The organism is Kitasatospora sp. NPDC018619 (assembly GCF_044391605.1).
Taxonomy (GTDB): Bacteria; Actinomycetota; Actinomycetes; order Streptomycetales; family Streptomycetaceae; genus Kitasatospora.
In genome coordinates this window covers 276,184-299,905 of sequence record NZ_JBISAI010000005.1, presented here as the reverse complement: position 1 = coordinate 299,905, position 23,722 = coordinate 276,184, and the positions used below count along the sequence as shown (strand labels likewise).

The 23,722-nt window shown below is 73.6% G+C and carries 18 protein-coding genes and 1 pseudogene; 8 read left to right on the top strand and 11 right to left on the bottom strand.

Going from position 1 to position 23,722, the window contains the following annotated elements; genetic code table 11:
• Positions 1–89: 89 nt before the first annotated feature.
• Positions 90–491: a MarR family winged helix-turn-helix transcriptional regulator gene (locus ACH5AR_RS10440; protein WP_396300960.1), complete on the bottom strand. Its 402-nt coding sequence runs from the start codon at positions 489–491 to the stop codon at positions 90–92.
• A gap of 205 nt (positions 492–696) precedes the next feature.
• On the opposite strand from ACH5AR_RS10440, the gene ACH5AR_RS10435 reads away from it, so the two are divergent.
• Positions 697–1,941 carry an MFS transporter gene (locus ACH5AR_RS10435; protein ID WP_396300959.1) on the top strand — a complete coding sequence of 415 codons (1,245 nt, stop codon included), beginning with the start codon at positions 697–699 and terminating at the stop codon, positions 1,939–1,941.
• 141 nt (positions 1,942–2,082) lie between these two features.
• Positions 2,083–2,892, top strand: coding sequence for an alpha/beta fold hydrolase (locus tag ACH5AR_RS10430; protein WP_396300958.1), 810 nt, complete (start codon positions 2,083–2,085; stop codon positions 2,890–2,892).
• 24 nt (positions 2,893–2,916) lie between these two features.
• On the opposite strand, the gene ACH5AR_RS10425 is transcribed toward ACH5AR_RS10430, so the two are convergent.
• Complete coding sequence (locus ACH5AR_RS10425) at positions 2,917–4,071, bottom strand: streptomycin biosynthesis regulator (protein ID WP_396300957.1); 1,155 nt, start codon at positions 4,069–4,071, stop codon at positions 2,917–2,919.
• Positions 4,072–4,311: 240 nt separating this feature from the next.
• Here ACH5AR_RS10425 and ACH5AR_RS10420 point away from each other — a divergent pair, with 240 nt between their 5' ends.
• On the top strand, positions 4,312–5,061 hold the full coding sequence (locus tag ACH5AR_RS10420; RefSeq protein WP_396300956.1) for an IclR family transcriptional regulator: 750 nt from the start codon (positions 4,312–4,314) through the stop codon (positions 5,059–5,061).
• Between the two features lie 582 nt (positions 5,062–5,643).
• Here the strand turns inward: ACH5AR_RS10420 and ACH5AR_RS10415 are convergent.
• From ACH5AR_RS10415 to ACH5AR_RS10405, 3 genes are all read right to left on the bottom strand, one after another.
• The gene (locus tag ACH5AR_RS10415) at positions 5,644–7,317 is read right to left on the bottom strand and encodes an FAD-binding dehydrogenase (RefSeq protein ID WP_396300955.1); all 1,674 of its coding nucleotides are present in this window, start codon (positions 7,315–7,317) and stop codon (positions 5,644–5,646) included.
• Positions 7,318–7,626: 309 nt separating this feature from the next.
• Entirely contained in the window at positions 7,627–11,352 is a 3,726-nt protein-coding gene (locus ACH5AR_RS10410; protein ID WP_396300954.1) for a hypothetical protein, read from the bottom strand.
• Between the two features lie 162 nt (positions 11,353–11,514).
• Positions 11,515–11,964 (bottom strand): peptidase inhibitor family I36 protein, encoded by a 450-nt coding sequence (locus ACH5AR_RS10405; protein WP_396300953.1) that lies wholly within the window; start codon positions 11,962–11,964, stop codon positions 11,515–11,517.
• Positions 11,965–12,484: 520 nt separating this feature from the next.
• On the opposite strand from ACH5AR_RS10405, the pseudogene ACH5AR_RS10400 reads away from it, so the two are divergent.
• Positions 12,485–12,676 (top strand): annotated as a pseudogene (locus ACH5AR_RS10400) (AAA family ATPase); the annotation flags it as partial.
• A gap of 69 nt (positions 12,677–12,745) precedes the next feature.
• Here the strand turns inward: ACH5AR_RS10400 and ACH5AR_RS10395 are convergent.
• Together ACH5AR_RS10395 and ACH5AR_RS10390 are read right to left on the bottom strand one after the other, a co-directional pair.
• Entirely contained in the window at positions 12,746–13,369 is a 624-nt protein-coding gene (locus ACH5AR_RS10395; RefSeq protein WP_396301048.1) for a hypothetical protein, read from the bottom strand.
• A 211-nt stretch (positions 13,370–13,580) separates the two neighbouring features.
• Positions 13,581–15,782: an MMPL family transporter gene (locus ACH5AR_RS10390; protein WP_396300952.1), complete on the bottom strand. Its 2,202-nt coding sequence runs from the start codon at positions 15,780–15,782 to the stop codon at positions 13,581–13,583.
• 365 nt (positions 15,783–16,147) lie between these two features.
• Here ACH5AR_RS10390 and ACH5AR_RS10385 point away from each other — a divergent pair, with 365 nt between their 5' ends.
• The gene (locus tag ACH5AR_RS10385; protein WP_396300951.1) at positions 16,148–16,789 is read left to right on the top strand and encodes a TetR/AcrR family transcriptional regulator; all 642 of its coding nucleotides are present in this window, start codon (positions 16,148–16,150) and stop codon (positions 16,787–16,789) included.
• Positions 16,790–17,287: 498 nt separating this feature from the next.
• Here the strand turns inward: ACH5AR_RS10385 and ACH5AR_RS10380 are convergent, their stop codons facing one another.
• The 3 genes from ACH5AR_RS10380 to ACH5AR_RS10370 form a co-directional block, all read right to left on the bottom strand.
• Positions 17,288–17,854 carry a hypothetical protein gene (locus tag ACH5AR_RS10380; RefSeq protein ID WP_396300950.1) on the bottom strand — a complete coding sequence of 189 codons (567 nt, stop codon included), beginning with the start codon at positions 17,852–17,854 and terminating at the stop codon, positions 17,288–17,290.
• Positions 17,855–18,004: 150 nt separating this feature from the next.
• Positions 18,005–18,460: a DUF6098 family protein gene (locus ACH5AR_RS10375; protein WP_396300949.1), complete on the bottom strand. Its 456-nt coding sequence runs from the start codon at positions 18,458–18,460 to the stop codon at positions 18,005–18,007.
• 79 nt (positions 18,461–18,539) lie between these two features.
• A complete protein-coding gene (locus ACH5AR_RS10370) occupies positions 18,540–18,956 on the bottom strand; it encodes a CBS domain-containing protein (RefSeq protein WP_396300948.1) in 417 nt (138 codons plus the stop codon).
• Positions 18,957–19,494: 538 nt separating this feature from the next.
• On the opposite strand from ACH5AR_RS10370, the gene ACH5AR_RS10365 reads away from it, so the two are divergent.
• From ACH5AR_RS10365 to ACH5AR_RS10355, 3 genes are all read left to right on the top strand, one after another.
• Positions 19,495–19,689: a DUF2795 domain-containing protein gene (locus tag ACH5AR_RS10365; protein ID WP_396300947.1), complete on the top strand. Its 195-nt coding sequence runs from the start codon at positions 19,495–19,497 to the stop codon at positions 19,687–19,689.
• Between the two features lie 120 nt (positions 19,690–19,809).
• Positions 19,810–20,799, top strand: coding sequence for a polysaccharide pyruvyl transferase family protein (locus ACH5AR_RS10360; RefSeq protein WP_396300946.1), 990 nt, complete (start codon positions 19,810–19,812; stop codon positions 20,797–20,799).
• 328 nt (positions 20,800–21,127) lie between these two features.
• Entirely contained in the window at positions 21,128–21,433 is a 306-nt protein-coding gene (locus ACH5AR_RS10355; RefSeq protein WP_396301044.1) for a tyrosine-type recombinase/integrase, read from the top strand.
• Here ACH5AR_RS10355 and ACH5AR_RS10350 read toward each other — a convergent pair.
• The gene (locus tag ACH5AR_RS10350; RefSeq protein ID WP_396300945.1) at positions 21,404–23,629 is read right to left on the bottom strand and encodes a hypothetical protein; all 2,226 of its coding nucleotides are present in this window, start codon (positions 23,627–23,629) and stop codon (positions 21,404–21,406) included. The two genes, ACH5AR_RS10355 and ACH5AR_RS10350, sit on opposite strands and share 30 nt — an antisense overlap.
• Positions 23,630–23,722 lie beyond the last annotated feature (93 nt).

Genomic DNA, 23,722 nt, shown 5'->3' with positions numbered 1-23,722 from the left:
GACGGCGCGCGCGGCCGCCCCGCGGGGAACGACAGATCTTCACCACCCCCCCCCCCCCCCCCCCGGCCCCCGCCCGTGAGCCGCCGGCCCTACCCCTCCTCCAGGGCCCGGAGCAGCGCGGCGAGTTCGCCGGTGAGGGGGGACTCCTCAAGGGCCCGGCAGAGCATGGCGTCGTGCGCCGGCCCCGCCTCCGCGAGCAGCTTGCGCCCGTCCTCGGTCAGCTCGGTGGAGACGCCGCGGCGGTCCGTCGTGCACAGCACCCGGCACAGCAGGCCGCGCTGTTCCAGCCGGTTGACCATGCGCGTCGCGGCGCTGTCGCTGAGGGCGGCCACCCGGGCCAGCTGCTTCATGCGCATGTGCCAGCCGTCCTGCCGGCTCAGCGCCTCGAGGACCGTGTACTCCACGACCGACAGGCCGTGCGGGCGCAGCGCGCCCTCCAGGGCCTTCTCCAGGTCGCAGTGGAGCGCGGTGAGGGTGCGCCAGCCGTGCACCCGGACTTCGGACGAATCGTCGGAGATGTAGATGGTTGCCTCCCCTGGCTGACGGGCGCCCGCCTCGTGGCTTACCCCCGGATCCCATCGTCTCCGGCATTCGTATCGCACACGTGCGCGTGCAAGCTAGCTGCTTGCACGCACATAGGGTTTCTGCAACTGTTGTGCGCGCTCGTTACAAGCGCAAACAAAGAGGAGGGCTCCCATGCCTCTCGCGTTGTTAGCCCTGGCCATCAGTGCCTTCGGGATCGGGACGACCGAGTTCGTCACCAACGGTCTGCTGCCCGAGGTCGCCGGAGACTTCGACGTCTCCATCCCCACGGCGGGGCTGCTGACTTCCGGCTACGCGCTCGGCGTGGTGGTCGGCGCCCCCGTGCTCACCGCCGCCACGACGCGGATGCGCCGCAAGAACCTGCTCATCGGTCTGATGGTGCTCTTCATCGTGGGCAACCTGGTAGCCGCGCTCGCGCCCAGCTACGCGCTGCTGATGACGGGCCGCGTGCTGTCGGCCCTGTGCCACGGCGCGTTCTTCGGCGTCGGCTCCGTCGTCGCGGCGGGCCTGGTCAGCCCGGACAAGAAGGCCGGCGCCATCTCCCTGATGTTCACCGGTCTGACGCTCGCCAACGTGCTCGGCATGCCGATGGGCACGATGCTCGGCCAGCACTTCGGCTGGCGCTCCGCCTTCTGGGGCGTCGTCGCCCTCGGCGTGGTCGGCCTGATCGGCATCGCGACCCTGGTGCCCGGTGAGGGGGTGGCCGAGGAGACCAACCTGCGGGCGGAACTGGCCGCCTTCCGCAAGCCGCAGGTGTGGCTGGGGCTCGCCGTCACCGCCATCGGCTTCAGCGGCCTCCTGGCCTCCTTCACCTACGTCGCGCCGATGATGACGGAGGTGGCCGGGTTCTCCTCGGGCAGCATCACCTGGCTGCTCGCGCTGTACGGGCTCGGGCTCGTCGCCGGCAACTACCTCGGAGGCAAGGCGGCCGACCGCGCCCTGACCGCCACCATCTTCACCCTGCTGATCGGCCTCGCCGTCGTCCTGCTGCTCTTCACGTTCACGGCGCACAACAAGGTGACCGCCGTCGTCACCCTGCTCGTCCTCGGCGGGGTCGGCTTCGGCACCATCCCGCCGCTCCAGACCCGGGTCATGCAGCTGGCCGGCGGCCCCGCGACCCTGGTGTCGGCCGCCAACATCGCCGCCTTCAACCTGGGGGCGGCCGTGGGCGCGTGGCTCGGCGGCGCCGCCATCGACGCGGGGCTCGGGTACACCTCGCCCAACTGGGTGGGCGCCGTCATCAGCACGGTCGGCATCCTGCTCGCGACCGTCTCGGTGAGCCTGGAGCGCCGCGACCGCAAGCCGAGCGCCGTCACGGCGGCCGCGACCGGCGTCGGGACCGCCCCGGCGGCCGGAACCGGTGTCGAGCCCGCCCCGGCGCCCGCGCCCCGGGGCTGACCACCGCGCCGCCCGCCGGCCGTCCCCTCGCGCGGCCCCGCGCCCGGTCGCCGTCCGCGGCACGGGGCCGCCCACCACCGCGACGCCCCCCTCCCCTGCGGAGGCGTCGCCGTCCACCCCTGCAGCTGGCAAGGAGCATCCGTGCCCCACGTACGCACCGACCTGTCGACCGGTCCGAGCACCGTCGAGTACCTGCGCACCGGTTCGGGCCCAGGGGTCGTCCTGGTCCACGGCACCGGCGCCACCCCGGAGGCCAACTACACCGAGCTGATCGAGGAGCTGAGGCCGCGGCACACCGTCGTCGCCCCGTTCCTGTCCGGCTCGGGCGGGACCACCGACTCCGGGGCCCCGCTGACGGTGGAGGACCTGGCCCGGCAGGTCCTCGCCGCGGCCGACGACGCCGGGCTCGACGGCTTCGCCCTGGTCGGCCACTCCCTCGGCGCCTGCGTGGCCGCCGCGGCCGCCGCCGCGGCGGCCACCTCCGGCCGACACGTCCGTTCGCTCGTGCTGCACGCGGGGTGGGCCCGGAGCGATCCGCGCATGGCGCTCCAGTTCGGGCTCTGGCGGGACCTGGTCACGGCCGACCCGGAACTCCTCGCCCGCCTGGTGCTGTTGACCGCCTACGCCCCGGACGACTCGCCGTTCCGGGACGCCCGGGCCCTCGACGCCGAGGTGTCGGCCTTCGCCGCCCTGTTCCACCCCGAAGGCATCAGCCGGCAACTGCACCTGGACCACCGCATCGACATCGAGCACCTGCTGCCCCGCATCACCGCGCCGACGCTGATCATCTCGGGCGAGAGCGACGCGATCGTGCCCCCCGCCCACCAGGACCGGATGGCGGAGCTCATCCCGCACGCCGACGTCGTCCGGGTACGGGGCGGGCACGCGTTCCCCTTCGAGTCGCCGGACGAGTTCACCGGCCTCGTCGCCGACTTCGTCCGCACTGCGTGAGCCGGCGGCCGTCCCGCCGGGACGTCAGAACGCACGGGCGGCCGGGAGCTGGGACAGCCGACCGCAGGAGTCCAGCTGGTCGGCGAACTCGTTCAGCGACGCCGCGTAGGCCCGGGCCGCCGCCGACAGCCGCGGCGCGACGTGCCCGGGGACCCGGTGCAGGATCCGCTGCTGCTCGGCGGCGAGCAGCAGTTGGGGTTCCAGCGTGCGCAGCAGGAAGCGGCCCTCCTCGGTGAGCCGCAGCGCCGGATCCCGACGCAGCGAACGGAGCGTGGCCTCGATGTCGTACAGCTGGGTGGCGTCCTCCCGGCCCGACCGCCTCGTCCGCGCCTGCGCGCGCAGCCGCGTGGGGGCGCCCGTGCAGGCGGCGACCGCGGCCGGCGGGTTCGCCGCCTCGCCCGGCGCCGGCGTGGAGGCGGCGGGAGCCACCGCCTGGAGGCCGCTCGGGGGCGCCGCCGCGACCGCCGGCTCCCTGGCCGCGCGCCGCTGCCGGGCCGGTACGGGATCCTCGCCCCGGCTCAGCCGGGCGCGCACGTCGCGGACCGTCCCCGGCGAGATGCCGGCCTGGGCCGCGATGGTCCGTAACGAGGCGTCCGGCTGCGTGTGCAGCAGCCGCGCGGCGAGCACCCGGCCGCGCTGCGGGTCGAGCGGCCGCGCCCGGTCGTCGCGCCCCACGCGCACCGCGGCGCCGTCGGCGGGCCCCCGGGTGTCCCGGAGTTCGGCCACGGCACGGGCGGACAGGCCGGCGACGGCGGCGATGCGGCGGTCCGACCACTGAGGGTGCGTCAGGAGGATGTGCCGTGCCGCCGCGCGGCGCTCGGCGAGCGACAGCGGCAGGCCGTGGACGGTGTTGGCGTGGACGGCGTAGACGTACGCCTCCTGCGGCCCGCCGTGGAACCAGCGCACCGCGATCTCCTGGTCGCCGCGGCGCACCGCGGCCTCCAGGCGGTGCAGGCCGTCCACGACCTCCATGGTGCCGGCCCGCACGACGATCGGCCGGAACGGTTCGTCAAGGTCGGCCAGGGTCTCGACGTGCTCCCGGTCCAGGGACTGTCTGGGGGAGTCCGCCCGCCGCAGTGCGCTCACCGCGACCCGGTCCACCCGCTTGGTCAGTCCCTGCCCCACCTCGGCGGCGACCGACGACGCGGACTCGCCCCATGGCCCGGACCTGCCCCTCACACTGGCAGCGTGCACGTTTCCCCCTCAGTTGTTCCTTGACTCTCTCGACCGTCCGGCGAATCGACCGGAGCTATGGCGGCACAGAGAGGATGTGAACGCCATGTTTCCGGTATGTTGAACTGAACGCCATTTCCCTCGCACCAGGTTCCACATTGCGCTACGACGCTAGCACGTTGATCCTCATGCGGGAATGAGACCCAGTCAAGAAGAGGACTTTTCGGCATGATGGAACAAGACTCGGTGCGACCCCACCGCGTACAATCCGTCGCCCGCGCCTTCTCCCTGCTCGAAGCGGTCAGCGCCGCCCCCGACGGCGCCCGGCTCAGCGATGTGGCCGAGTCCGTCGGCCTGCCCCGCAGTACGGCGCACAACCTGCTCGCCACCCTGGAGTCGCTCGGCTACGTCACCCAGCGCTCGAACGCGGGCCGGTACGTCCTCACGGAACGGCTGACGGAGCTCGTCCGCGGGTCGGTCGGCAGCGACGACTCCCTGCGCGAGCTCGTCAACCCGCTCCTCGGCAAGCTCGCCACCATCAGCGCGGAGACCTGCTACCTGGCCGTCCCGGCGCTGCGCGACTACGTCTACATCGACACCGTCGAGTCCCCGCAACCGCTCAAGCTCGCCGTACCGGTCGGCGGCCGCGACCCCTTCTTCGGCACCGCCATCGGACACGTCCTCCTGGCCTTCCGCCCCGCGACCGCCCAGCGCCTCGCCCGCGAGCAGCCGGACCAGTGGGCCCGGTGGAAGAACAACGTCGCCGAGGTGCACGAACTCGGCTACGCCCTCGACCTGGAGGACTACCAGCCCGGACTGTGCTGCGCGGCCGTGCCGGTGTGCCAGAACGGCCGCGTGGTGGCCGCCCTCGGCATATCGGGCCCCTCCTCCCGGCTCCCGGGGGAACGGCTGCGCGAACTCTCCGCCACCGCCCTGAGCCTGCTGTCCGAAGCGGGCCTCACCCAGGCCACCGGCCAGGAGCGCCGCACCGGCTGAGCCTCCCGAGCCTGCGCACCACCGCACGGGCGAGCCGCCGCGCCCCGGCGAGTTCCTTCGGGCGTGCCCACCGGCGGCTCGCTCACCGGTGGGCCGTCACTCGGACGGCCGCCGATCCGGGATTCCACCCGCGCCCCTTGGCCACCGGCGGGGAAGGGCGGGAAAGGCCCTGCCGTCCCTTCCCGGGATGCGCTCCCACCCACCTCGCACGCCGGCGCGCACGGCGTGCGCCCTCAGCGAACCCACAGGTCAGCGGCTTGACGCCGGACCCGAGGGGCACTCATCTGCCCAGGGCAGCACCCGCTCCGGCCGTTGACCGAGTGATTTCCACGGGCCGCCCGAAAAAGCCGAGGAAAGCCGTTCCACCCCTGCCGAGCGAAATCCGTCCGATCCGGCCGACGGCCGACCGGGGAATCAGCCGTCGAATTCCGGCATCCCCCGTTTCCCGGGCGCACGGAAATGCCGACGCTCACCCCGGCCGTTCATCCCGCACGCACGGCACCGCCGGGGCCGCGGCGGTACCGGCGCGGCGATGGGGCGGCGGTACCGGCGCGGCGGCGGGGCGGTCAGACGGCGGGGCGGTCAGGCGGTGGCCCGCGCCGCCGCGCGGCCGGCGGCGCGGCCGGAGAACAGGCAGCCGCCGAGGAAGGTGCCTTCCAGGGCGTTGTAGCCGTGCAGACCGCCGCCGCCGAAGCCGGCGGCCTCGCCGGCCGCGTAGAGCCCGGGCACCGGCGTGCCCTCGGCGCCGAGCGCGCGGGAGTCGAGATCGGTCTGGATGCCGCCGAGCGTCTTGCGGGTGAGCACGTGCAGCTTCACCCCGATCAGCGGGCCCGCCGCCGGGTCGAGCAGGCGGTGCGGGGCGGCGGTGCGGCCGAGGCGGTCGCCCAGGTAGCGACGGGAGTTGTGGATCCCCTGGATCTGGGCGTCCTTGCTGTAGGGGTGGGCGAGCTGGAGGTCGCGTGCCTCGATCTGACGGCGCATCGCCGCCGCGTCCAGCAGCGGGGTCTCGGTCAGCGCGTTCATCCTGGCGACCAGTTCCTCCAGCGTCCCGGCGGTGACGAAGTCCTCGCCGTACCGCCTGAACGCCTCGACCGGGGCCGGCGCGCCCTTGCCGAGCAGGCGTTCGCGCGCGAAGGCCCTGCGGTCGCCGGCGGTGATGTCGGGGTTCTGCTCGGAGCCGGAGAGGGCGAACTCCTTCTCGATGATCTTCTGGGTGAGGACGAACCAGGAGTGGTCGTGCCCGGCCAGGTCCGGCGTGGTGCGCAGGTGGCGCAGGGTGGCGAGGGTGTCGTAGCCGGGCAGGCAGGGCTCGGGCAGGCGGCGGCCGAGGGCGTCGAACCACATCGAGGAGGGGCCGGGCAGGATGCGGATGCCGTGGCCGGGCCAGACCGGGTCCCAGTTGTGCAGGCCCTCGGTGTAGTGCCACATCCGGTCGCGGTTGACGAGCCGGGCTCCGGCGTCGGCGCTGATGCCGAGCATGCGTCCGTCGACGTAGGCGGGCACGCCCGTCACCATGTGCCGGGGCGGTGTGCCGAGGGAGGCCGGCCAGTGCCGGCGGACCAGGTCGTGGTCGGCGCCGATGCCGCCCGAGGCCACCACGACGGCCTGGCCGGTGAGTTCGAAGTCCCCGGTCTCCTCCCGGCCGGAGGCCGCGCCGCGCGGCGAGTCGTCGGCGGCCAGGACCCGGCCGCGGACGCCGGTCACCGCGCCGTCGGTGACGAGGAGTTCGTCGACCCGGTGGCGGTGGCGGAAGGTCAGCAGCCCGGCGGCGGCGGCCCGCCGCGCCGAGCGGGCGAAGGGCTCGACCACCCCGGTGCCGGTGCCCCAGGCGACGTGGAAGCGCGGGACGGAGTTGCCGTGCCCGGCCGCACGCAGGTCGCCGCGCTCGGCCCAGCCGACCGTGGGCAGGAAGCGCAGCCCGTGCCCGGCCAGCCAGGAACGTTTCTCCCCCGCCGCGAACTCGACGTACGCCCGCGCCCAGCGCGCTCCCCAGGAGTCCTCGTCGTCCAGGCGGTCGAACCGGGCACTGCCCTGCCAGTCGCTCCACGCGAGGTCGAAGGAGTCCTTGACGCGCATCCGGCGCTGCTCGGGCGAGTCGACCAGGAACAGGCCGCCGAAGGACCACCAGGCCTGGCCGCCGAGGTTGGCGGCGTTCTCCTGGTCGACCAGGACCACCCTCCGTCCCCGGGAGGTGAGTTCGTGGGCGGCGGTGAGTCCGGCCAGGCCGGCTCCGACGACGATGACGTCAGCGTCCATGGTGGGTGTCCTCGGGGAAGTGCCGCCGCCGGGCCGCCCGAGGAGGCGCGGCGGGCACGGATGGGGAGGGAGCGGCGGTCTGCCGACGCGCGTCGGCTGCGGCGCGCCGCCGCGGAGTTGACGGCCGACCGGCGCATGCCGTGACGCCCTGGTCCCGCGTCCGGGCGGGAAGTGACCGAAACGGTACAGCGTCCGATTTTTTGCGACAAGGCTTCGCCGCCACTTTCCCGGCCCGGCCGGCCGGGCGGTCAGCCGGCCGGAGTGCGGCCGGGCGCGCCGTCCGCGTCGGCGCGCCGCGGCCGCGGTGGGTCACCGGGTGACCGCGAGGAACCTCCAGTGGAGCTTGGGAGCGGAGGACGACGGGCTGCTGACGGTCGCCACGTCGGAGGTCGGGCTCCGGGTGAGGTTCAGCTGCTCGACGGGGGTGGTGTGATTGGTCAGGAGCGTCCCGTTCGAGCCGTCGGGGGTCGCACACCACAGGTAGCCGTCGTCGTTGGGGCGGAAGCCGCCCATGGTGACGAAGCTGCCGTCCAGCGGCTGCCCCGGGTGGGCCGCCGTCGAGTTGACGTACTGCCCCTGGTTGGCCAGGTAGAAGCACGCGTCCGAACCGATCCGGCCCGCCGAGATCGCGTCGAACCGCTGGTTGCCGTGGTGTCCATTCGGGGCGAAGTACAGCGGGAGGGGCGCGGTCTCCAGGTCGTCCACCGTGAGTGCCGAGGGCTGCGACCCGCTGTCCTCCGAGACGATCTCGTTGAGGCCCGCGGCCTCACGGGGGTCCTGGAGGAACCAGCGCTGCGCGGCCGAGCCGTCGTAGTCGCGGCCGGCCAGGGCCGCCCCGGCGCCGAGGTCGGTGAGGAACTGCCGGGTGTGGTAGTTCCGCAGGGTCCAGGTGCCGTCCGCCTGGTCGACCGGCGCCCAGAGCTGGTCCAGCGCCTCGCTCGGCCACAGCACCGTCCGCGCGTCGCGCGCTCCGCCCTCCTGCCCCAGGAAGCGGCCGCTGTACGGCGCGTTCGCGTGGAACAGGCGGTAGTAGCCGGGGTATTCGGGGTCGGGCGACAGGTTGAACACCTGCGAGGCGAGGTCGGACTGGCTGACCGGCTGGTCGGCGACCACGTGGCTGGAGCCGGAGGGGCCGGCCGCACGGGTGGTGGCGGCGCTGCGCAGCACGGCCTGGGCGGGCACCGCCGTCCCGGTCTGCTGCTGCGCCGGGGGTTGCTGGGTCGGCAGGTTGGCGAGGGTGAAGGCGACGGGGTAGTGGTCCGACGTCGTCAGGTTGACCCGCGTGACGCTGGAGACGGTGGGCCGCGCCTGTACCGAACGGGTGACGGCGTAGTCGATGGTCGAGGGCTGTGCGGTGGTGTTGACCAGCGGCGTCGGGCGTGTGGGCAGGGTCTGGGAGTGGATGGTGAAGTCCGGGGCGATCGCGTTGCGGAGGCTGTCCACCGCGCGGTTGTAGTCGCCCAGGGCGATCCAGGGGAGGCCGGAGGGCGTCATCTGGTCCCGGATGTTGAGCAGGAGCTGGGGGTCGTCGCTGCCGCTGCCGGAGGATCCGTGCACGGAGAAGTAGACGACGCCGCCGACGTTGACGCCGAGCGCGGGCCGGGAGTCGGTCCCGTCGGTGATCCTGCCCTCCCGGACGGTGTACACGCCGTTGCGGTCGACCCGGGTGCGGCTGAAGACGGCCAGGTTGACCCGCCCGACCGTTCCGGGCCGGGGGTTGGTGTCGGTGTGCAGCCAGTACAGGTACCCCGTCGGCCGGCTCGCGCTTCCGATCCGGTACTCCCGGACCGGAATGGTGTTCCCGACGTTGTCGAACCACTGGGTGTTGGCGGTGTCGATGTCCCCCAGGAACGTGGCTCCGCCGGGCGGCGCGCCGGCCTCCTGCAGCGCGATGACGTCGGCCCCCTCCTGTCCGGGGCCGTTCCCCCACAGCTGCGGCAGCTCGCTGGTGTACTTGTTGCCGTTGGCCTCGGGGGTGTCGGCGCCCTGCATGTTCCAGGTGGCGACCTTGCGGCTGTTGTTGTCGCGGGGCTCGAGTCCGCCGGTGCTCGCCAGGAAGAGCGACGGCCGCTTGCCCACGTCGACGGGCACCACACCCTGCCCGGTGTAGTCCAGGGTCTCCCGGCCTCCCCAGTCGGGGATCGCCTGGCCGCCCTGGCTCAGCGGCTGGAACCGGTTCGTCGCGTCGTTGGCGGAGCCGAACTGGTAGGCGGTGCCGGCCGTGTTGCCGTACGGCGCGTACGGCTCGAACGCGCCGCCCGGCGTCGTCTGCTTGAGCATGGTGTTGCCGTAGAAGACGTTCTGCGGGCCGGAGGAGCCGGACCACTTGACGGCCTTGGGGCCGGCCGCCCACCAGATCGGGTACCAGGTGCCCTCGTCGACCTCGCCGCCCTCGCCGCCGCAGTTGGCCTGGCAGCTGCCGGAGCGGTGCTCGTAGGGGACGCGCAGGGTGTTCTGCTCGAAGAGGTTGCCGTGCTCCCAGCCGCCGTGCAGGTTGAGGTCGGAGTCGAGGTCGTTGCGGAAGGCGACGTTGCCGCTGGCGGACCACTGGAAGGTGAAGTGGCGCAGGTTGCGGCTGAGGTTGTAGGCGTACAGCGAGTCCCAGACGCGGCTGCCGCGCAGGTAGCCGTTGCCGCCCTTGCCCTTGTTCCAGGCGCCGTCGAAGCTGTTGCGCTCGATCTGCAGGTTGCGCGCGTCCTCGGTGACGATCGGGTGCGAGCCGGTCATCTCGGCCTTCAGGCCGCGTGCCCAGTCGTTGGCGGCCCACTTGAAGACGATGCCGTGCATCGCGTACTCGGGGGCGAGGTTGCCGTAGTTGTGGACGGCCTGGTCGGGGGTCAGGCTGTAGGTGCCGCCGCCGAGCCTGGGCAGGCCGCTCATGTCCTGGGTGAAGGCGAAGTCCTCGAAGCCGACGCCCTGGACGACCTTGAGCGGGGTGACCTTGCTGGGGTACGGCTTGTCCCCCAGCGCGGGGGAGCCGTCCGAGGTGGAGTCGACCGGCAGGTCCCACTCCAGCGGGCGGTCCAGGGTGACGGACTTCGCGGCGGTGTCCACGGCGTTGACCCGGAACATCTGCTGGCGCATGTGCAGGTTGTCCATCTGGCTGCGGTCGGAGACGCCCTGCTGCTCGTAGAACCCGACGCTGTTGGCCGCGCCCACCCAGACGTAGCCGCCCGGGGAGAACTTCTTCATGTCGGCCTTGGCGTCCAGCTGTACGACGTTCTGCCCCTGGCGGGCCGCGTAGCCGGGGTCGGCGGCCCGGGCGGCGACCTTGATGCCGGAGGCCCAGTGCTGGTTGACGCTGCCCTCGAAGATGTCCTTGCGGTTGGCGGGGGCCGCCGCCCAGTCGTCCTGGTAGCGGTCCGCGATGTCCCGGGTCTGCACCCGGAACAGGCCGCGGCCCGGCCAGATCCAACCGCCGGTGCCGACGTCGCTGCCGCTGCCGGCCTTCATGCTGTCCTGGTCCCAGCGGCCGTTGACCAGGGTGTCGTAGCGGGTGTCGACGTCCGGCCGGAACACCAGCCGGGTGCCGCCGTCGCCGGAGCCCTGGCCACGCAGGACCAGGTAGTCGGCGTCGACGTAGACCTGCCGGGAGACGTCGATCCGGCCGGCCGGCAGCGAGATCAGCGACAGCCGGTCGAAGTTGGCGTTCGGCGAGCAGTTGGCCTTGACGTCGTCGATGGCCTTCTGCAGGCCGGCGGTGTCGTCGGCGCCGTCGTTCGCCCGCACGCCGTACTTCGCGGCGAGGACGTCGGGGGTGATGCGGCAGCCGGGATCGCCGGTCAGGTCGCCGTCACCGGGCAGCTGACGGCCGCCCCGGAAGCCGACGCGCGACCAGTCCGGCATGCCGACGGGCGGCGCGGTGCGGTTGGCGAAGCCCAGGTCCGGGCCCTCGGCTCCGGGACCGGCCGTCACCGGTGCGGAGGCCGCCGCGGGGGCGGCTTCGAGGACGGGCGCGGCCGAGGCGAGCGCGGGGACGGTGAGGGTGATCAGCAGGCCGGACAGCAGCGCGGCCGCTGGTCGAAGGCGTTTCATGGGACCTCATTGCGTGTCGTCGTGGTGTTCCCGGGCCCGGGAACGGGTGCTTCCGGGCACGGGAACGGGAGACCGGGAGACCGGGAGACCGGGAGACCGCACGGGAGCACCCCCGGCACCGTGCGGAGCCGGGGGGCGGGGGGATCGCTGCGGGGAGCGGCCCTACGGGCAGTAGAAGCGCAGGGCCGAGATCCGGTCGTTGAGGTAGTAGTGGTTGGTGTTGGCGCCGTAGTCGGCCTTCGCCCCCCAGTTCCAGCTGGAGGCGAAGTCGATCTGGGACGGGTGCAGCTCGCCGTACGGGTCGTCCCAGAACTCGATCTGGCACTGGGAGTTGTTCAGCCAGGAGGACACCTGGTCGTTGGCCAGGTCCCCGTTCAGGAAGTGGACCTTGGTGAGACGCACGATCTCGCTGTTGCCGCCCGCCGCCGGCGGGACGACGATCGCCTTCGACCCGGCGCCGCCGCCGTCCTGGTAGAGGCAGAGCGCCCAGGCGGGGCAGCCGTCGTAGGGCGGGTTGGCGGCGGACGCCGGAGTCGCCGTGAACAGCAGCGCGGCGCCGGCGAGGGCGGCGGAGACGGCGGCGGTCGCCGACCTGAAGGACTTGTGGGCCATGGTGGAACTCGCTTTCGAGGACGGCCCGTATCGTCGACACGGGCCGGGGGACTCCGGGGAACACTGCTGGCACGCCGCCTTCCGGACAGCGCGTACCGACGCGGGAGGGCACGACGTGTCGGACGGAGGCGCGGGCTCAACTGTGATCCACCGCGGCACCCCGGCGCATCAGTCATTCGACTGAGGGAGATGGCCCGGTCGACCGCACCGGCACCGGGTCCCAGGGGCTCCACCGGCGCCGTCCCGGGGGTCCTCGTGATCACGGCAACCACACTGTCCGGCAGGGCCGGCGGGGGACGGCGGCGGCAACGGCGATCGCCGCGACGACGGAGGGGACGGACGTGGGACGGAGCGCGAGCACGCGCGGGGCCCTCGCGCCGGGGCCCGCCCGCGAGCCGTCGCGTTCCGGCCCCGAGCCGTCGCGGCCCGCCCTCGACCCGTCGCGTTCCGGCCCCGAGCCGTCGCGGCCCGCCCTCGACCCGTCGCCCTCCGGCCCCGCACGGCACCGGGACGGCCTCCGGTGAACCCCGTCGGCCCCTGGCGCCCCGCCCCCGCCGGTCCCCTGGTCGGCCGGGAGCGTGACCTGGAGCGCGTCATCGCCGGCCTCGCCCACGGACGGGACGGCGGCGCCCTCCTCCTGTCCGGGCAGGCCGGCATCGGCAAGTCCGCCGTCCTGGACGCGGTGGCGGACGCCGCGGCCGCCGCACGACGGCCGGCCGGCGGAGCGGGGACGGTGGAGGCGCTCGGACGCCCTGCGTCGACGAGCCCCGGTCCGCGTCGCCTACGCGGAGTTGCCGAGGACCAGGCAGACCAGGCTCCCCGTCGTGTCACGGACGGCGGCGGCCGCGCCGCACCCGGCGGAGGAGCTGACGTGGAAGGCGACGCACTTCGCCCCGTCGCCCGAGGCCGCCGGCACCTCCACGACGTTGGGCACCCGTCCGGCCTGCGCCCCGGCCGCCAGTTGCGTCGCGGCGCGCGCGGCGAAGGCACGGTCCGTGCCGATCCGTGACGGCCCGTCGTCGCTCCAGATCGCGCCCAGCGGGCCGAGCGGCTGGTAGTCCTCGATCGGGTCGTCCAGCCGCCCGGCGGCCAGGGACTCGGCGATCACCTCGGGGGCGGCCAGGGGAACGACCGCGAGGGACACCCAGGAGGCGGGCAGGCCGTACTCCGCGCGCTTGGCCGGATCGGCGTCGGCGACGACCTCCAGGTACACGGGGTACCGGCCGGGCGGGACATCGATCGGCACCAGTTCGCCGGGGGCGGGCTTCGCCCAGCCCAGGCTGCCGTTGACGACGATGTCACTGACCCGGTGGAACACGCCGGTGCCGCCCAGGTACGGCCACCACTCGGTCACGTCGCCGTGGTGGTGGCGCGCGATTCGTTCGAGGACCTCTGCCAGCTCCATGGGGAGCCATTCTGGCAGCGCCCGCCGACAACCACCGTGTGCCGCAAGGCCGTCGGCGAGCAGCCGCGCCGCGGGTACGACCCGCAGGGGGCGGCCCCGCGACCTCTCGCGGTGCCGCCCCCTCGCCGTCGCCCCCCTTCGTCGCCCCCTTCGCCACCGCCCCCTTCGCCGTCGCCTCCGGGTGGCGGCCTCGCCCGGGTGGCGAGCCCTCTCAGGCCCGGACGGCCACCTGCTCGTCCGGTACCTCCCCGTGCGGCTCGGCGGGTGCGGCCCGGTGGTGCCCGGTGAGGCCCTCACCCTCCACGTCCACCGCCGGGAGCACCTTGTCGAGCCACTTCGGGAGCCACCAGGCGCGCTCGCCGAGGAGGGCGAGGACGGCCGGGACGATGGTCATGCGGACGAGGAAGGCGTCGGCGAAGACGGCGAAGGCCAGGCCGAAGCCGATCATCTTGACCATGGGATCTCCGGAGCCGATGAAGCCGGCGAAGACGCAGATCATGATGGCCGCCGCGGCGGTGACCACCCGGGCCCCGTGACGGAATCCGGTGACGACGGCCTGGTTGGGCCGCTCGCCGTGGATGTACGCCTCGCGCATGCGGGTCACCAGGAAGACCTCGTAGTCCATCGCCAGGCCGAAGACGACGCCCACCATGAAGATCGGCATCATGCTCATGATCGGGCTGGTCTGTTCGACGCCGAACAGGTCGGCGGCCCAACCCCACTGGAAGACGGCGACGACGGCCCCGAGCGAGGCCAGCACCGAGAGCAGGAATCCGAGGGCCGCCTTGAGGGGGATCAGGACGGACCGGAACACCAGGGTGAGGAGCACGAAGGCCAGGCCGACCACGAGGCCCAGGTACGGGGCGAGCGCGGCGTCGAGCTTGTCCGACACGTCGACCTTCATGGCCGTCATGCCGGTGACCATGACGTCGTCGCCGGTATGGCTCCGGATGTCGGCGAGGAGCCTCTCCGTCCTGGGGCTGTCGGGAGCCGTGGTGGGGAGGACCGTGAGGACGGCGGTCCGCCCGGCCCGGTCGTAGGCGGCGGGGCCGACGGCCGCGACGCCCTCCAGCCCGCTGACGGTCTCGCCCACCCGGGCCGCCTCGGCCTTGACGTCGCCGCCGGCCGCCGCGTCCACGGTCACCAGCAGGGGGCCGTTGAGGCCGGGGCCGAAGCTCTCGGCGAGCATGTCGTACGCCTTGCGCTGCGTGGTGCTGCGCGGCTGGTCCCCGTCACCGGGCAGGCCCATCCTCAGGTCGCCGACCGGGACGGCGACCACACCGAGGGCGACCACGGCGGTCAGCAGGGCGAGGACCGGTCGGCGAAGGACCAGGCCCGCCCACCGGGTGCCCGCGTTCGGCTTGGCCGGCTGCCCCGCACCGTGCCCTTCCCGGCGGGTCTTGCGGCCCAGGACGCGGTGACCGGCGAAGCCGAGCAGCGCGGGGATCAGCGTGAGCGCGATGACCACCGCGATGGCGACGGTGCCGGCCGCGGCGAGGCCCATCTTGGTGAGCAGCGGGATGTTCACGACGGCCAGTCCGGCCAGCGCGATCACGACGGTGAGGCCGGCGAAGACGACCGCGGAGCCCGCGGTACCGACCGCGAGGCCTGCGGCCTCCTCCCGGTCGCGGCCCTCGGCGAGCTCGGACCGGTAGCGGGAGACGATGAACAGCGCGTAGTCGATGCCGACCGCGAGACCGATCATCGAGGCGAGCGTCGGGGTGGTGCTGGAGAGGTCGAGCACCTCGGTGAGCGCCGTGATCGAGGCGACACCGATGCCGACACCGATGACCGCGGTCAGCAGCGGCAGGCCCGAGGCGACGAGGGAGCCGAAGGTGATCACCAGGACGACGGCCGCCAGCGCGAGGCCGATGACCTCGGCGGACCCTGCCTCGGGGATCGCCGACAGGGCGGTGCCGCCCGCTTCCGTCGTCAGCCCCGCGTGCCGCCCCTCGTCGAGTACGCGGTCCAGCGTCTTCAGCGAGGCGTCGGACATCTCGCTGAACTGCACGTTGTAGGAGACCGTCACGTAGGCGGTCGTGCCGTCCTGGCTGACGGCCTGTGCCGTGAAGGGGTCGATGACGGCCGCGACCTGGTCGTTGCCGTGGCCGAGTTCGGTCACGGCCGCTTCGACGGCCTGCCTGTTCTCCGCGGCGGTGATCTTCTGGCCCGCCGGGGCGCGGAAGACGATGTTCGCCTGGGCGCCGTCCGCATGCATCTCCGGGAAGCGCTCGTCCAGCAGGTCGAAGGCCTTCTGCGCCTCGGTGCCGGGGATGGAGAAGGTGTTGTTGCCGGTGGAGTCGGTACCGGCCGCGCCGGCACCGGCCACGACCAGCAGGGCCACCCACAGCAGGGCGACGAGACGTCGGCTGCGGAAGGACCATCGGCCGAGTCTGTAGAGGAATGTGGCCACGGGAAACGTGCTCCCAGTCGGGGTTGTCGGATGGGGAGGAAGGCGCGGGGGCCCGCGGCCCGGCGGCCCGCGGCACGCGTCGGGCGTGGCGCAGGAGGCGGGGCTCGTGTCGCCGGCGCCGGGTTGTCGGGGTGCGGGGCGCGGGCTGCCCCGCGACCTAAGTGATAGTTCACTACCGCTTCGATAGTAAGCTATCACTTAGGAGGGCGCGGACGGTGCCCACCGGACGCGGCCCCGCGCCGGCGGGGCACGGCGACGCGCCTCTCCCCCGGGCGCCTCTTCCCCGGGCGTCAGCTCCCCGGCCGGCTGCTCCCCAGCCGGCGGGGTCCGGGACGATCCGCGGCAGGACACGGGAGAATGGCCACATGTCGAACACCACGCCGCCCCCCTCCCGGGCCCGCAGAGCCGACGCCCGTTCGAGCGCCGCGCGCATCGTGGCGGCCGGCCGGATCGTGCTCCGGTCCGGCGAGGGCTCCCTGGAACAGATCGCGGCGGAGGCGGGAGTCGGCATCGCCACGCTCTACCGGCACTTCCCCAACCGGGAGGCCCTCGTCAGAGCCGTCCTCGACGACATCCTCGAAACCGACCTGCTCCCGCTCGTCACCGACGCCGGGAACCTCCACGATCCGCGCCGCTCGCTCCAGAGCATCGCCACCCGGATGCTCGACCTGATCACCGAGGAACGGGGGCTGGCGACCTTCGCGGGCAACTTCAACGACGCCGCCCTCGATGTCCTCCGGCGCTTCAGCGAGTCGCTCGGCCCCGTCCTGGAGGAGGGCCAGCGGCGCGGGGAGATCCGCACCGACATCACCACGGAGGACATCCCCCACTTCCTGGTCATGAGCATCGCCGGCCTCGTCCTCCCCGGCATCACGGCCTCCACCCGCGCGCGCTTCACGGCCCTGCTCTTCGACGCGCTGAGCCCGGCGGGCGCGACCCCCCTGCCCTCACCGGGCGAGGACGCCGACGACCTTCGTCCGGCGATCTCCGGCGTCACCCGCACCTGACCCCACCGGTCCGCCCCGGGCCACCTCCGTCCCCCGGCACGCGGGCGGCACCTGGAAGCCCGTCCGGGGCCGCTTCGGCGCCGCGTTCACCGGCCGCGGGTGCACGAGCGCCCGCCGGGCCCTCCCCCGGCCGAAGGCCCGGTCCGTCACCGCGTCGGCCACCTCCCGGGCACGGCCGGCCGACGCCTCGTCACCGACCGCCCGTGTTCGACGACGCCGTCACCGAACGCCGGCACCTCCCCGACAGCGCCGACGGCACTCCGCTGTCCTCCGCATTCACGCTCCATGAAGCCGCCCGAGGGCCTTCCGGGTCTCCCGGCGGCGGCTGTCCCTGCTCTTCCAGCTCTGACCACCACCACCTGAACCCACCGGTCCGGGGAGAGGGAATGGGCCTCCGCACAGCTGACGCCCCACGGGCTGGGCTCGGCCGACGCCGCGACCGGGTGGCCGGGCCGGGGACGGGCGGCCCGTACGCGGAGCCTGTCCCGAGCGTACGCGTCAGGTCCAGGGCAGCTGGCCGGCTGCCCGCCGCAGGGTGCCGCGGAGCTGTTCCATCGGGCGCTGCTGCTCGCCGTGCAGGGCGTTGAGGACCACCAGCGTGCCGGTGAACGCCGGTACCGCCCACTGGGCGCACCGCAGTTGGCGGCGGGCGCGGTCGAGGTCCACGGGGTGGTCGGCAGCCTTGTCGCGTTCGCGGGGGTCGTTCGAGGTGGCCAGGCGGACCTTCGCGCCGAGCACTCCGGCCCAAGCCGTGGTGGCGAGGGCGGCCGCGGTGCAGGCGGTCTTGGCGACCGTAGAGGCGGCGAGGCCCTGCTGGAGCGGGACGCGTGCGGCGTTGACGGCCAGCAGACCGCCGGTGCCCACCATGTGGACCCCGATGGCCACGAGGTTCACCGGAGCCCAGCGCGTCCAGCCGGCGGAGGCGATCCGGTCGGCGCTGTCCCGGGTGTCGCCCTCCGCGGCCGCTGCCCCGTTGAGGGCCACGGCGCCCATCAGCGCCCCGCCGAACCAAGCCGCCAGCCCCAGGTCATGCATGCTGCGCACGACGGTGTTCCGTTCCGACATCACTGCCTCCTCACTCGGGTGCCGGAGAGGCCGGCACCCGCCTCACGCTTCCCTGACCGGCAGGGCGCCACCATCGGGGCTGCGCTGTTGGAGGCAACTCCCGTCCCCGGCGGACGGCGGAGGCGCCCTCGGGCACCTCCGCCGGCGGTGTCACGGCCTGCCGGTACGGCGCAGCGGCCCCCAGGGTCCGGGCTGGTGCGTGATCTCGTGCTCGGCCTCGGCGATGACGTCGGGGCTGATGCGGGCGAGCGGGCGGGCGTCGGTGAGCAGCGGTTCGTTGTCCGGTCCGCGGCCGGCCTCCGTGCCGGTGAGGATCCAGGGGTGGACGCCCGGGGCCTTGTCGCGCCGCAGGTGGCAGTAGTCGTAGAGGCGGCGGGCGACCCACAGGCGCAGCGGGCGGTCCTGCCACCACTCCTCGACGGCGAGCGGGGTGACGGACAGCCCTGGCAGGGGGACGCCGGTGAGGTCGTCGAGGCTGCGGCTGGCGTCGGCGAGGTCGGTTTCGGGCCCGCGGGACCAGCGCACGTACAGCCGGTCGGGGTGGGTGCGCAGGAGGTCGGCGAGGGCGTCGAGGGTGGTGATGTCGGGGTGGGGGAAGAGCGGCATGGTCGTGGGCCCGCTGAGTGAGGGGCCGGCCGGCCCTGGAGGGACGGGCGGGCCGGCCGGTGGCGGCACGTCGGGGTGGTCAGTCGGTGGAGATGGCCTCGAGGAGGTCCCCGACCTTGGCGTCGGGCAGGGCGCGGGCGACATCGGCGAGGGCGACGATGCCGACCAGGCGGTGACCGTCGATGACGGGCAGCCGGCGCACCTGGTGGGAGCCCATGGTGCGCAGGATCTCATGGGCGTCGTCGTCGGCGCCGATGGTGACGGCCTCGCCCTGCGCGAGTTCGCCGGCCTTCACCCGGGCGGGGTCCTTGCCGGCCCCGAGAACCTTGACGACGATGTCGCGGTCGGTGAGGACTCCCTTGAGCCTGTCGTCGGTCCCGCAGATCGGCAGGGCGCCGACGCCCAGCCCGGTCATCTTCTTCGCGGCCTCCAGGACGCTCTCCTGCTCGCCGATGCACTCGGCGCCCTCGGTCATGATCTCGCGAGCCGTGGTCATGGTGTTCTCCTCTCGTTGCACGGACTGCGGACTCGCCTCACGCGCTGCGCGGGGCTCCCGCACTGCGCGGGGCTCACGCATTGCGCGGGGCCCGCACCGGGTCCCCGCGGCGGCGTCGCCGGCGCGTCCGCCCTCTCGCCGGCTCGGCTGCCCGCCCGAGCCCGGGTCATGCCTGCCGGCCGGCCTCCACAGCGGCTGCCCGCGGGCCCGCCAGGCCGAGCCCCGGCCCTCCGCTCCCGGCCGCAGCCGAGGCCTGGGCCCGGGCCGACAGGGCGCGGCTTCCCGCACCGCCGGGCACCAAACCGCCGCCGGGGGCCCGGCCCCCCAGTCCGCGAGGTGCTTCGCCCCGCCCGGTGGGCCCCGGACGGCCGTGCACGCCCGGAAGACCTCGCCGGAACCACTCGAAGGGCTGCGCGCCGACGCGACACCGGCGCCGGGGCGTCGTGGTGGCCCGAGCCGGTGGGCCCTGCGCCGATTGGTGCGGCACCCCCCGGGTACGCGCCCACCCAGCACGACCCCTACGGCGATGGAGGCAGTGATGGCACACCTGAGCCCGATCGACCTGCAGAAGGCCCTCGGCGGAGTCGACTACCCGGCTGACAAGGACGCACTGGTGCAGGCGGCGCGCGACAACGGTGCGGGCGACGACGTGATCGAGCGCCTGTCCGCGGTCAAGGAGAAGACCTTCGACGGGCCCAACGACGTCAGCAAAGCGGTCTTCGACCAGACCTGAGGAACGGATCCGCCCGCCCGGGCCCGGAGCCGGGGCGGGCGGTCACCTTGCCCCACCTCGGCGACCACGCCACGCCTTCCCGCCCCGACGCTACGTCGGCTGACACCGAGGCCACCCACCATGGGATCCGCCCACCGTCCCGGTGACCAGAGCCTGCGGTCCTTCGGCCCCCAGGCACAGCGAGTCCTGCTCACCGGCTGGTACAGCTTCCGGCACGGCGAAGCCACCGCGGGGGACGTGCTGGCCGGCGAGGCCGTCGCGGCAGCCCTGCGCAGCCGCGGCATCGCGTACGACACCGCCTGGTCGCCGAACTTCCGGCCCGCCGGACTGCACCTGCACCACGCCGACCCGGCGCGCTACAGCCACGTCGTCTTCGCCTGCGGGCCCCTCCATTCCCGGCCGCCCGCACCCGGCGTGCCACCGCCGCTGGCCGAGCTGCACGAACGCTTCGCGGCCTGCCGACGGATCGCGGTCGGCGTCTCGACGCCCGACCCGGCGGACCCCGCCGTCGCCGGCTTCCACCTGGTGCTGCCCCGGGACGCCCCGGACTGTGCACCGCTGCCGGACCTCGCCCTGCTGGCCCCGCGGCCGGCGCCCGTGCCCGTCGTCGCCGTGGTGCTCACCGACGGCCAGCACGAGTACGGCCCGCGACGGCGCCACACCGACGTCTCGCACGCCCTCACCCGCTGGCTCCGGGCACTGGACGTCACCCGCCTGCCCGTCGACACCCGCCTCGACGCCCACGACTGGCGGCTGTGCTCGACGCCCGCGCAGCTGCGCACCCTGCTGAGCCGGGTGGACGCCGTGGTCACCACCCGGTTGCACGGGCTGGTGCTGGGCCTGGAGGCGGGGGCCCCGGTCCTGGCGGTCGACCCGGTGGCCGGAGGTGCGAAGGTCACGGCGCAGGCCCGGGCCCTGGACTGGCCCGCGGTACTGCCCGCCGAACAGGCCGACGACGCACACCTGGCCGAGTGGTGGGCGTGGTGCCTGACCCCGCAGGCCCGCCACCGCGCCGGACGGCTCCGTGCGGACGGCCTGGCACGCCCGGACATCCTCGACCGACTGCTGACCGAACTCCGGCCACTCGGCGGCCGGCACCCCTCCCGCTGACGGCGATCCCACACCCCTGCCGCGCCACGCACCACGAGCCGGGACGCTTCGACCCGAAGGCGGTCGGGTGCGGCCTCCCGGCGGATCCCCACCGCCTGAGCGACACCCCTGCCCCGTCCTCCTCCGCCGCAGCGGTGGCCCGGCAGGCCCGCCTGGTGCACGGGGCCGAAGAGGCCCATCCGAGGCCTCTGCGACGATGCGGTCCCAGCTGGGACGCGGCTCGCCGGCCGCGTGCACGCGCGTCAGCAGCCGGCCTTCGAGGCACAGGTCGAGCCGGTGACGTCCCTGTTCGGCTTCGAGGCGGCCGCGCTGGGTCGACCTCCCGAAGATCAGCCTGCACGACCTGCGCCACACCGCCGCCAGCATCATGATCGCCGAAGGCATCCCCCTCGCCATCGTCTCCAAGACCCTGCGCCACACCACCCTCGCGACCACCATCAACCTCTACGGCCACCTCTTCAAAGACTCCGCCGACCAAGCCGTCAACCCCCTCGCCCGAGCACTCGACCAAGCCCCAGCCGGACCGGCTCCGCGCCCCCCCGTGACGACGACCTGCCGCTCGCGGCATAGCCGCCCGCAGCACGTCCGCCGTCCGAAGCCCGCGTCAGGTCCTCTGATCGTCTCGTCGTCGTGAGAGATCGTGCCGGAGTCCCCGGATGATCTCCCTCCACCGCCACGCGTCGGAGCCATCCCAGTACCGCTTGCCAGCCGGGTGCCAGTCGGATACCTCCCTCAGGTGCGCGGCGAGAACCTCCATGTCGGTCTGGTCCGCACCACCGGCCTTCGGGGCGAGTTTCCCGACGAGGTCGTGGAGGCGGTGGGCCGCCCTGTAGTACGACAGCTGGTCGTCGGTGAGCCGCCGCACGGCGAAGCCGCGGCACTTGCCGCACCAGTCGAAGTCGTCACGGGTGAGGAGGTCGGCGAGGGTCAGCAGGTCGTCGTGAGCGGTGACGCCACGTTCGCGGGAGTGCTGGCAGAACGGTGAGTGGCCCTTCCCCTCCGTGCGAGGATCAGCGTCGGTCGTGTAGACCTGCACGTCGGCGAGGATACCCAGCGGGATCCCGCTGCCTCCCTGCCGCCGCCCGGCACCCGGTTCCGTGAATGGCTCCAGGTCAAGCCAGCGGGCATCGGCCAGCAGCCCGTCCCAGACCTCGCTCGACACCGAGCGCCGGTGTCCCGCGCGGTCGCGGCCGCCGTCGAGCGTGCGAAGGTCCGCGGCGCCGCGCGCCATGGCCAGGCAGCGCAGGTCATGTTCGAGGTTCTCCTCACCGAAACGCCACCAGGCCGTGGAACGGTCGCCGTCGGCCAGGCCGAGGTCCTGGCCGAACCGCGGATCGTGCGGGTCGCGGGCAGGAGAGGGACGGGCTCCGTCCCGGTCCTCGGGGCTGGGGCCGATCTCGCGGATCCACTCTTCGATGATGCTCGCAGGAAGGTCCGCGGATCCGGCGATCACGGTGCCGCGCCAGCCGGCGGCCAGCCTCTTCTCCACCGTCGGCAGCATCAGTACCTCGGCGCCGCCGTCGGTGGAGAAGACCAGGTACAGCTGGTGCTCGGCGCGTGCGGAGACCATTCGCAGGGCGCGCAGGTGGCCGGCAGCGAGCAGCTGCCGGTCGTGCACGGGGGTGTCGTCGAAGATCCCGGGCCTGACTGCGGACAGAGCGCCGTCCGCCTCGTCGCCCGCGGTCGCACCGGCATCGGCGGCGTGGGGTTCGCAGGGCAGGAGGGAGGAGGTGAGCAGGCGGTCGGCGACCAGGCGCGGGACCTTCAGCGTGAGGGTACGTCGGCCCCAGTCGGCATCAGCGAGGTGTGTGAGTAGGACACCGGTGGCCCAGTCGTCGAGGCCGTCGAGGAGCTCTCGGCCGTGCCGGTGGGGCGAGTCGTCGACGGGCCCCGGCAGGTGCGCCGTGACCAGATGCCGCGGTGTCGGATCGGCCGCCCGCACCGCGTCCCGTGCGAGACTCTGCCAGGAAGCGATCAGGTTGTCTGCGGCAGCTCGTGCCTCGGTGCGGCCCTTGCGGTTGGGGCGCATGCCGCGGGTCAGTGAGAAGGCGACGGAGGGGCCGTCCGGACGGCGCCAGCCTCTCGACGCCTTGTCCTGCCACCTCTCCCACAACGTCTTCAGGCTCCGTGTGATCTCCTCCTGTGTGCCGATCGCCGCGAAGTCCTGTTCACCGACGGGAAGTTCAGGCTCGTCGAGGAGTGCTGCGGCGGCGGCTTCCAGGAGCCCGTCCGGGTCGACGAACACAGCCGCCTGTCCCCGCAGCACCTCCAGGTACTGCCGTTTCACGGCGAGTTTCGGCTCCGCCCAGCTGGTGAGCCAGGGGAACAGCGCCGACGTCGACTCGGCCCGGTGCAGGCTGTCCGCCGCCAGCCGCCAGGTGGCGAGTACCTGGCCCCACAGGCGCTCGGCCTCCTCCAGGGCTTCGCCATCCTCCTCGTCCTCGTCGTCGCTCCTGAGGGGCTCCTCCGCTACGCGCAGCAGGTCGGCGGCGGCCTGCAACTCGCTCGTCTCCCAATCGGTTTCCTCGTCCGGACCGGTGTGGGAGCTCAGTTCGTGCAGCAGTCCGAAGCCGCTCAGCGCCCGTAGGAAGATGCCCAGCCCTGTCTCCGGCCGGGCCCAGTCGCCCCACTGTGCGCAGCGCGGGCACATCCTGCCGACCATGTCCGCGTTCAGCGGTGCTTCGGTCGTCGTCACGTCCCGGGTCCGCAGCTGGGTGCAGGCCGGGTTGGTGTGGAGCTTGGCGTTCTGGCCCTTGGCCGAGTGGACGGTGACGGGCGTGCCCTCGAAGGGGCCGAGCGGGACATCGGCGGTCAGTGAGCTGTCGAGCACGTAACTCCCCTATCGGTCTCGGCTTGTGAGCCTAGCCGGGGGTACCGACAGTCAGGTCCGGAAGCAGCAGCCCCGCGGTCGCAGTGGCCGCTT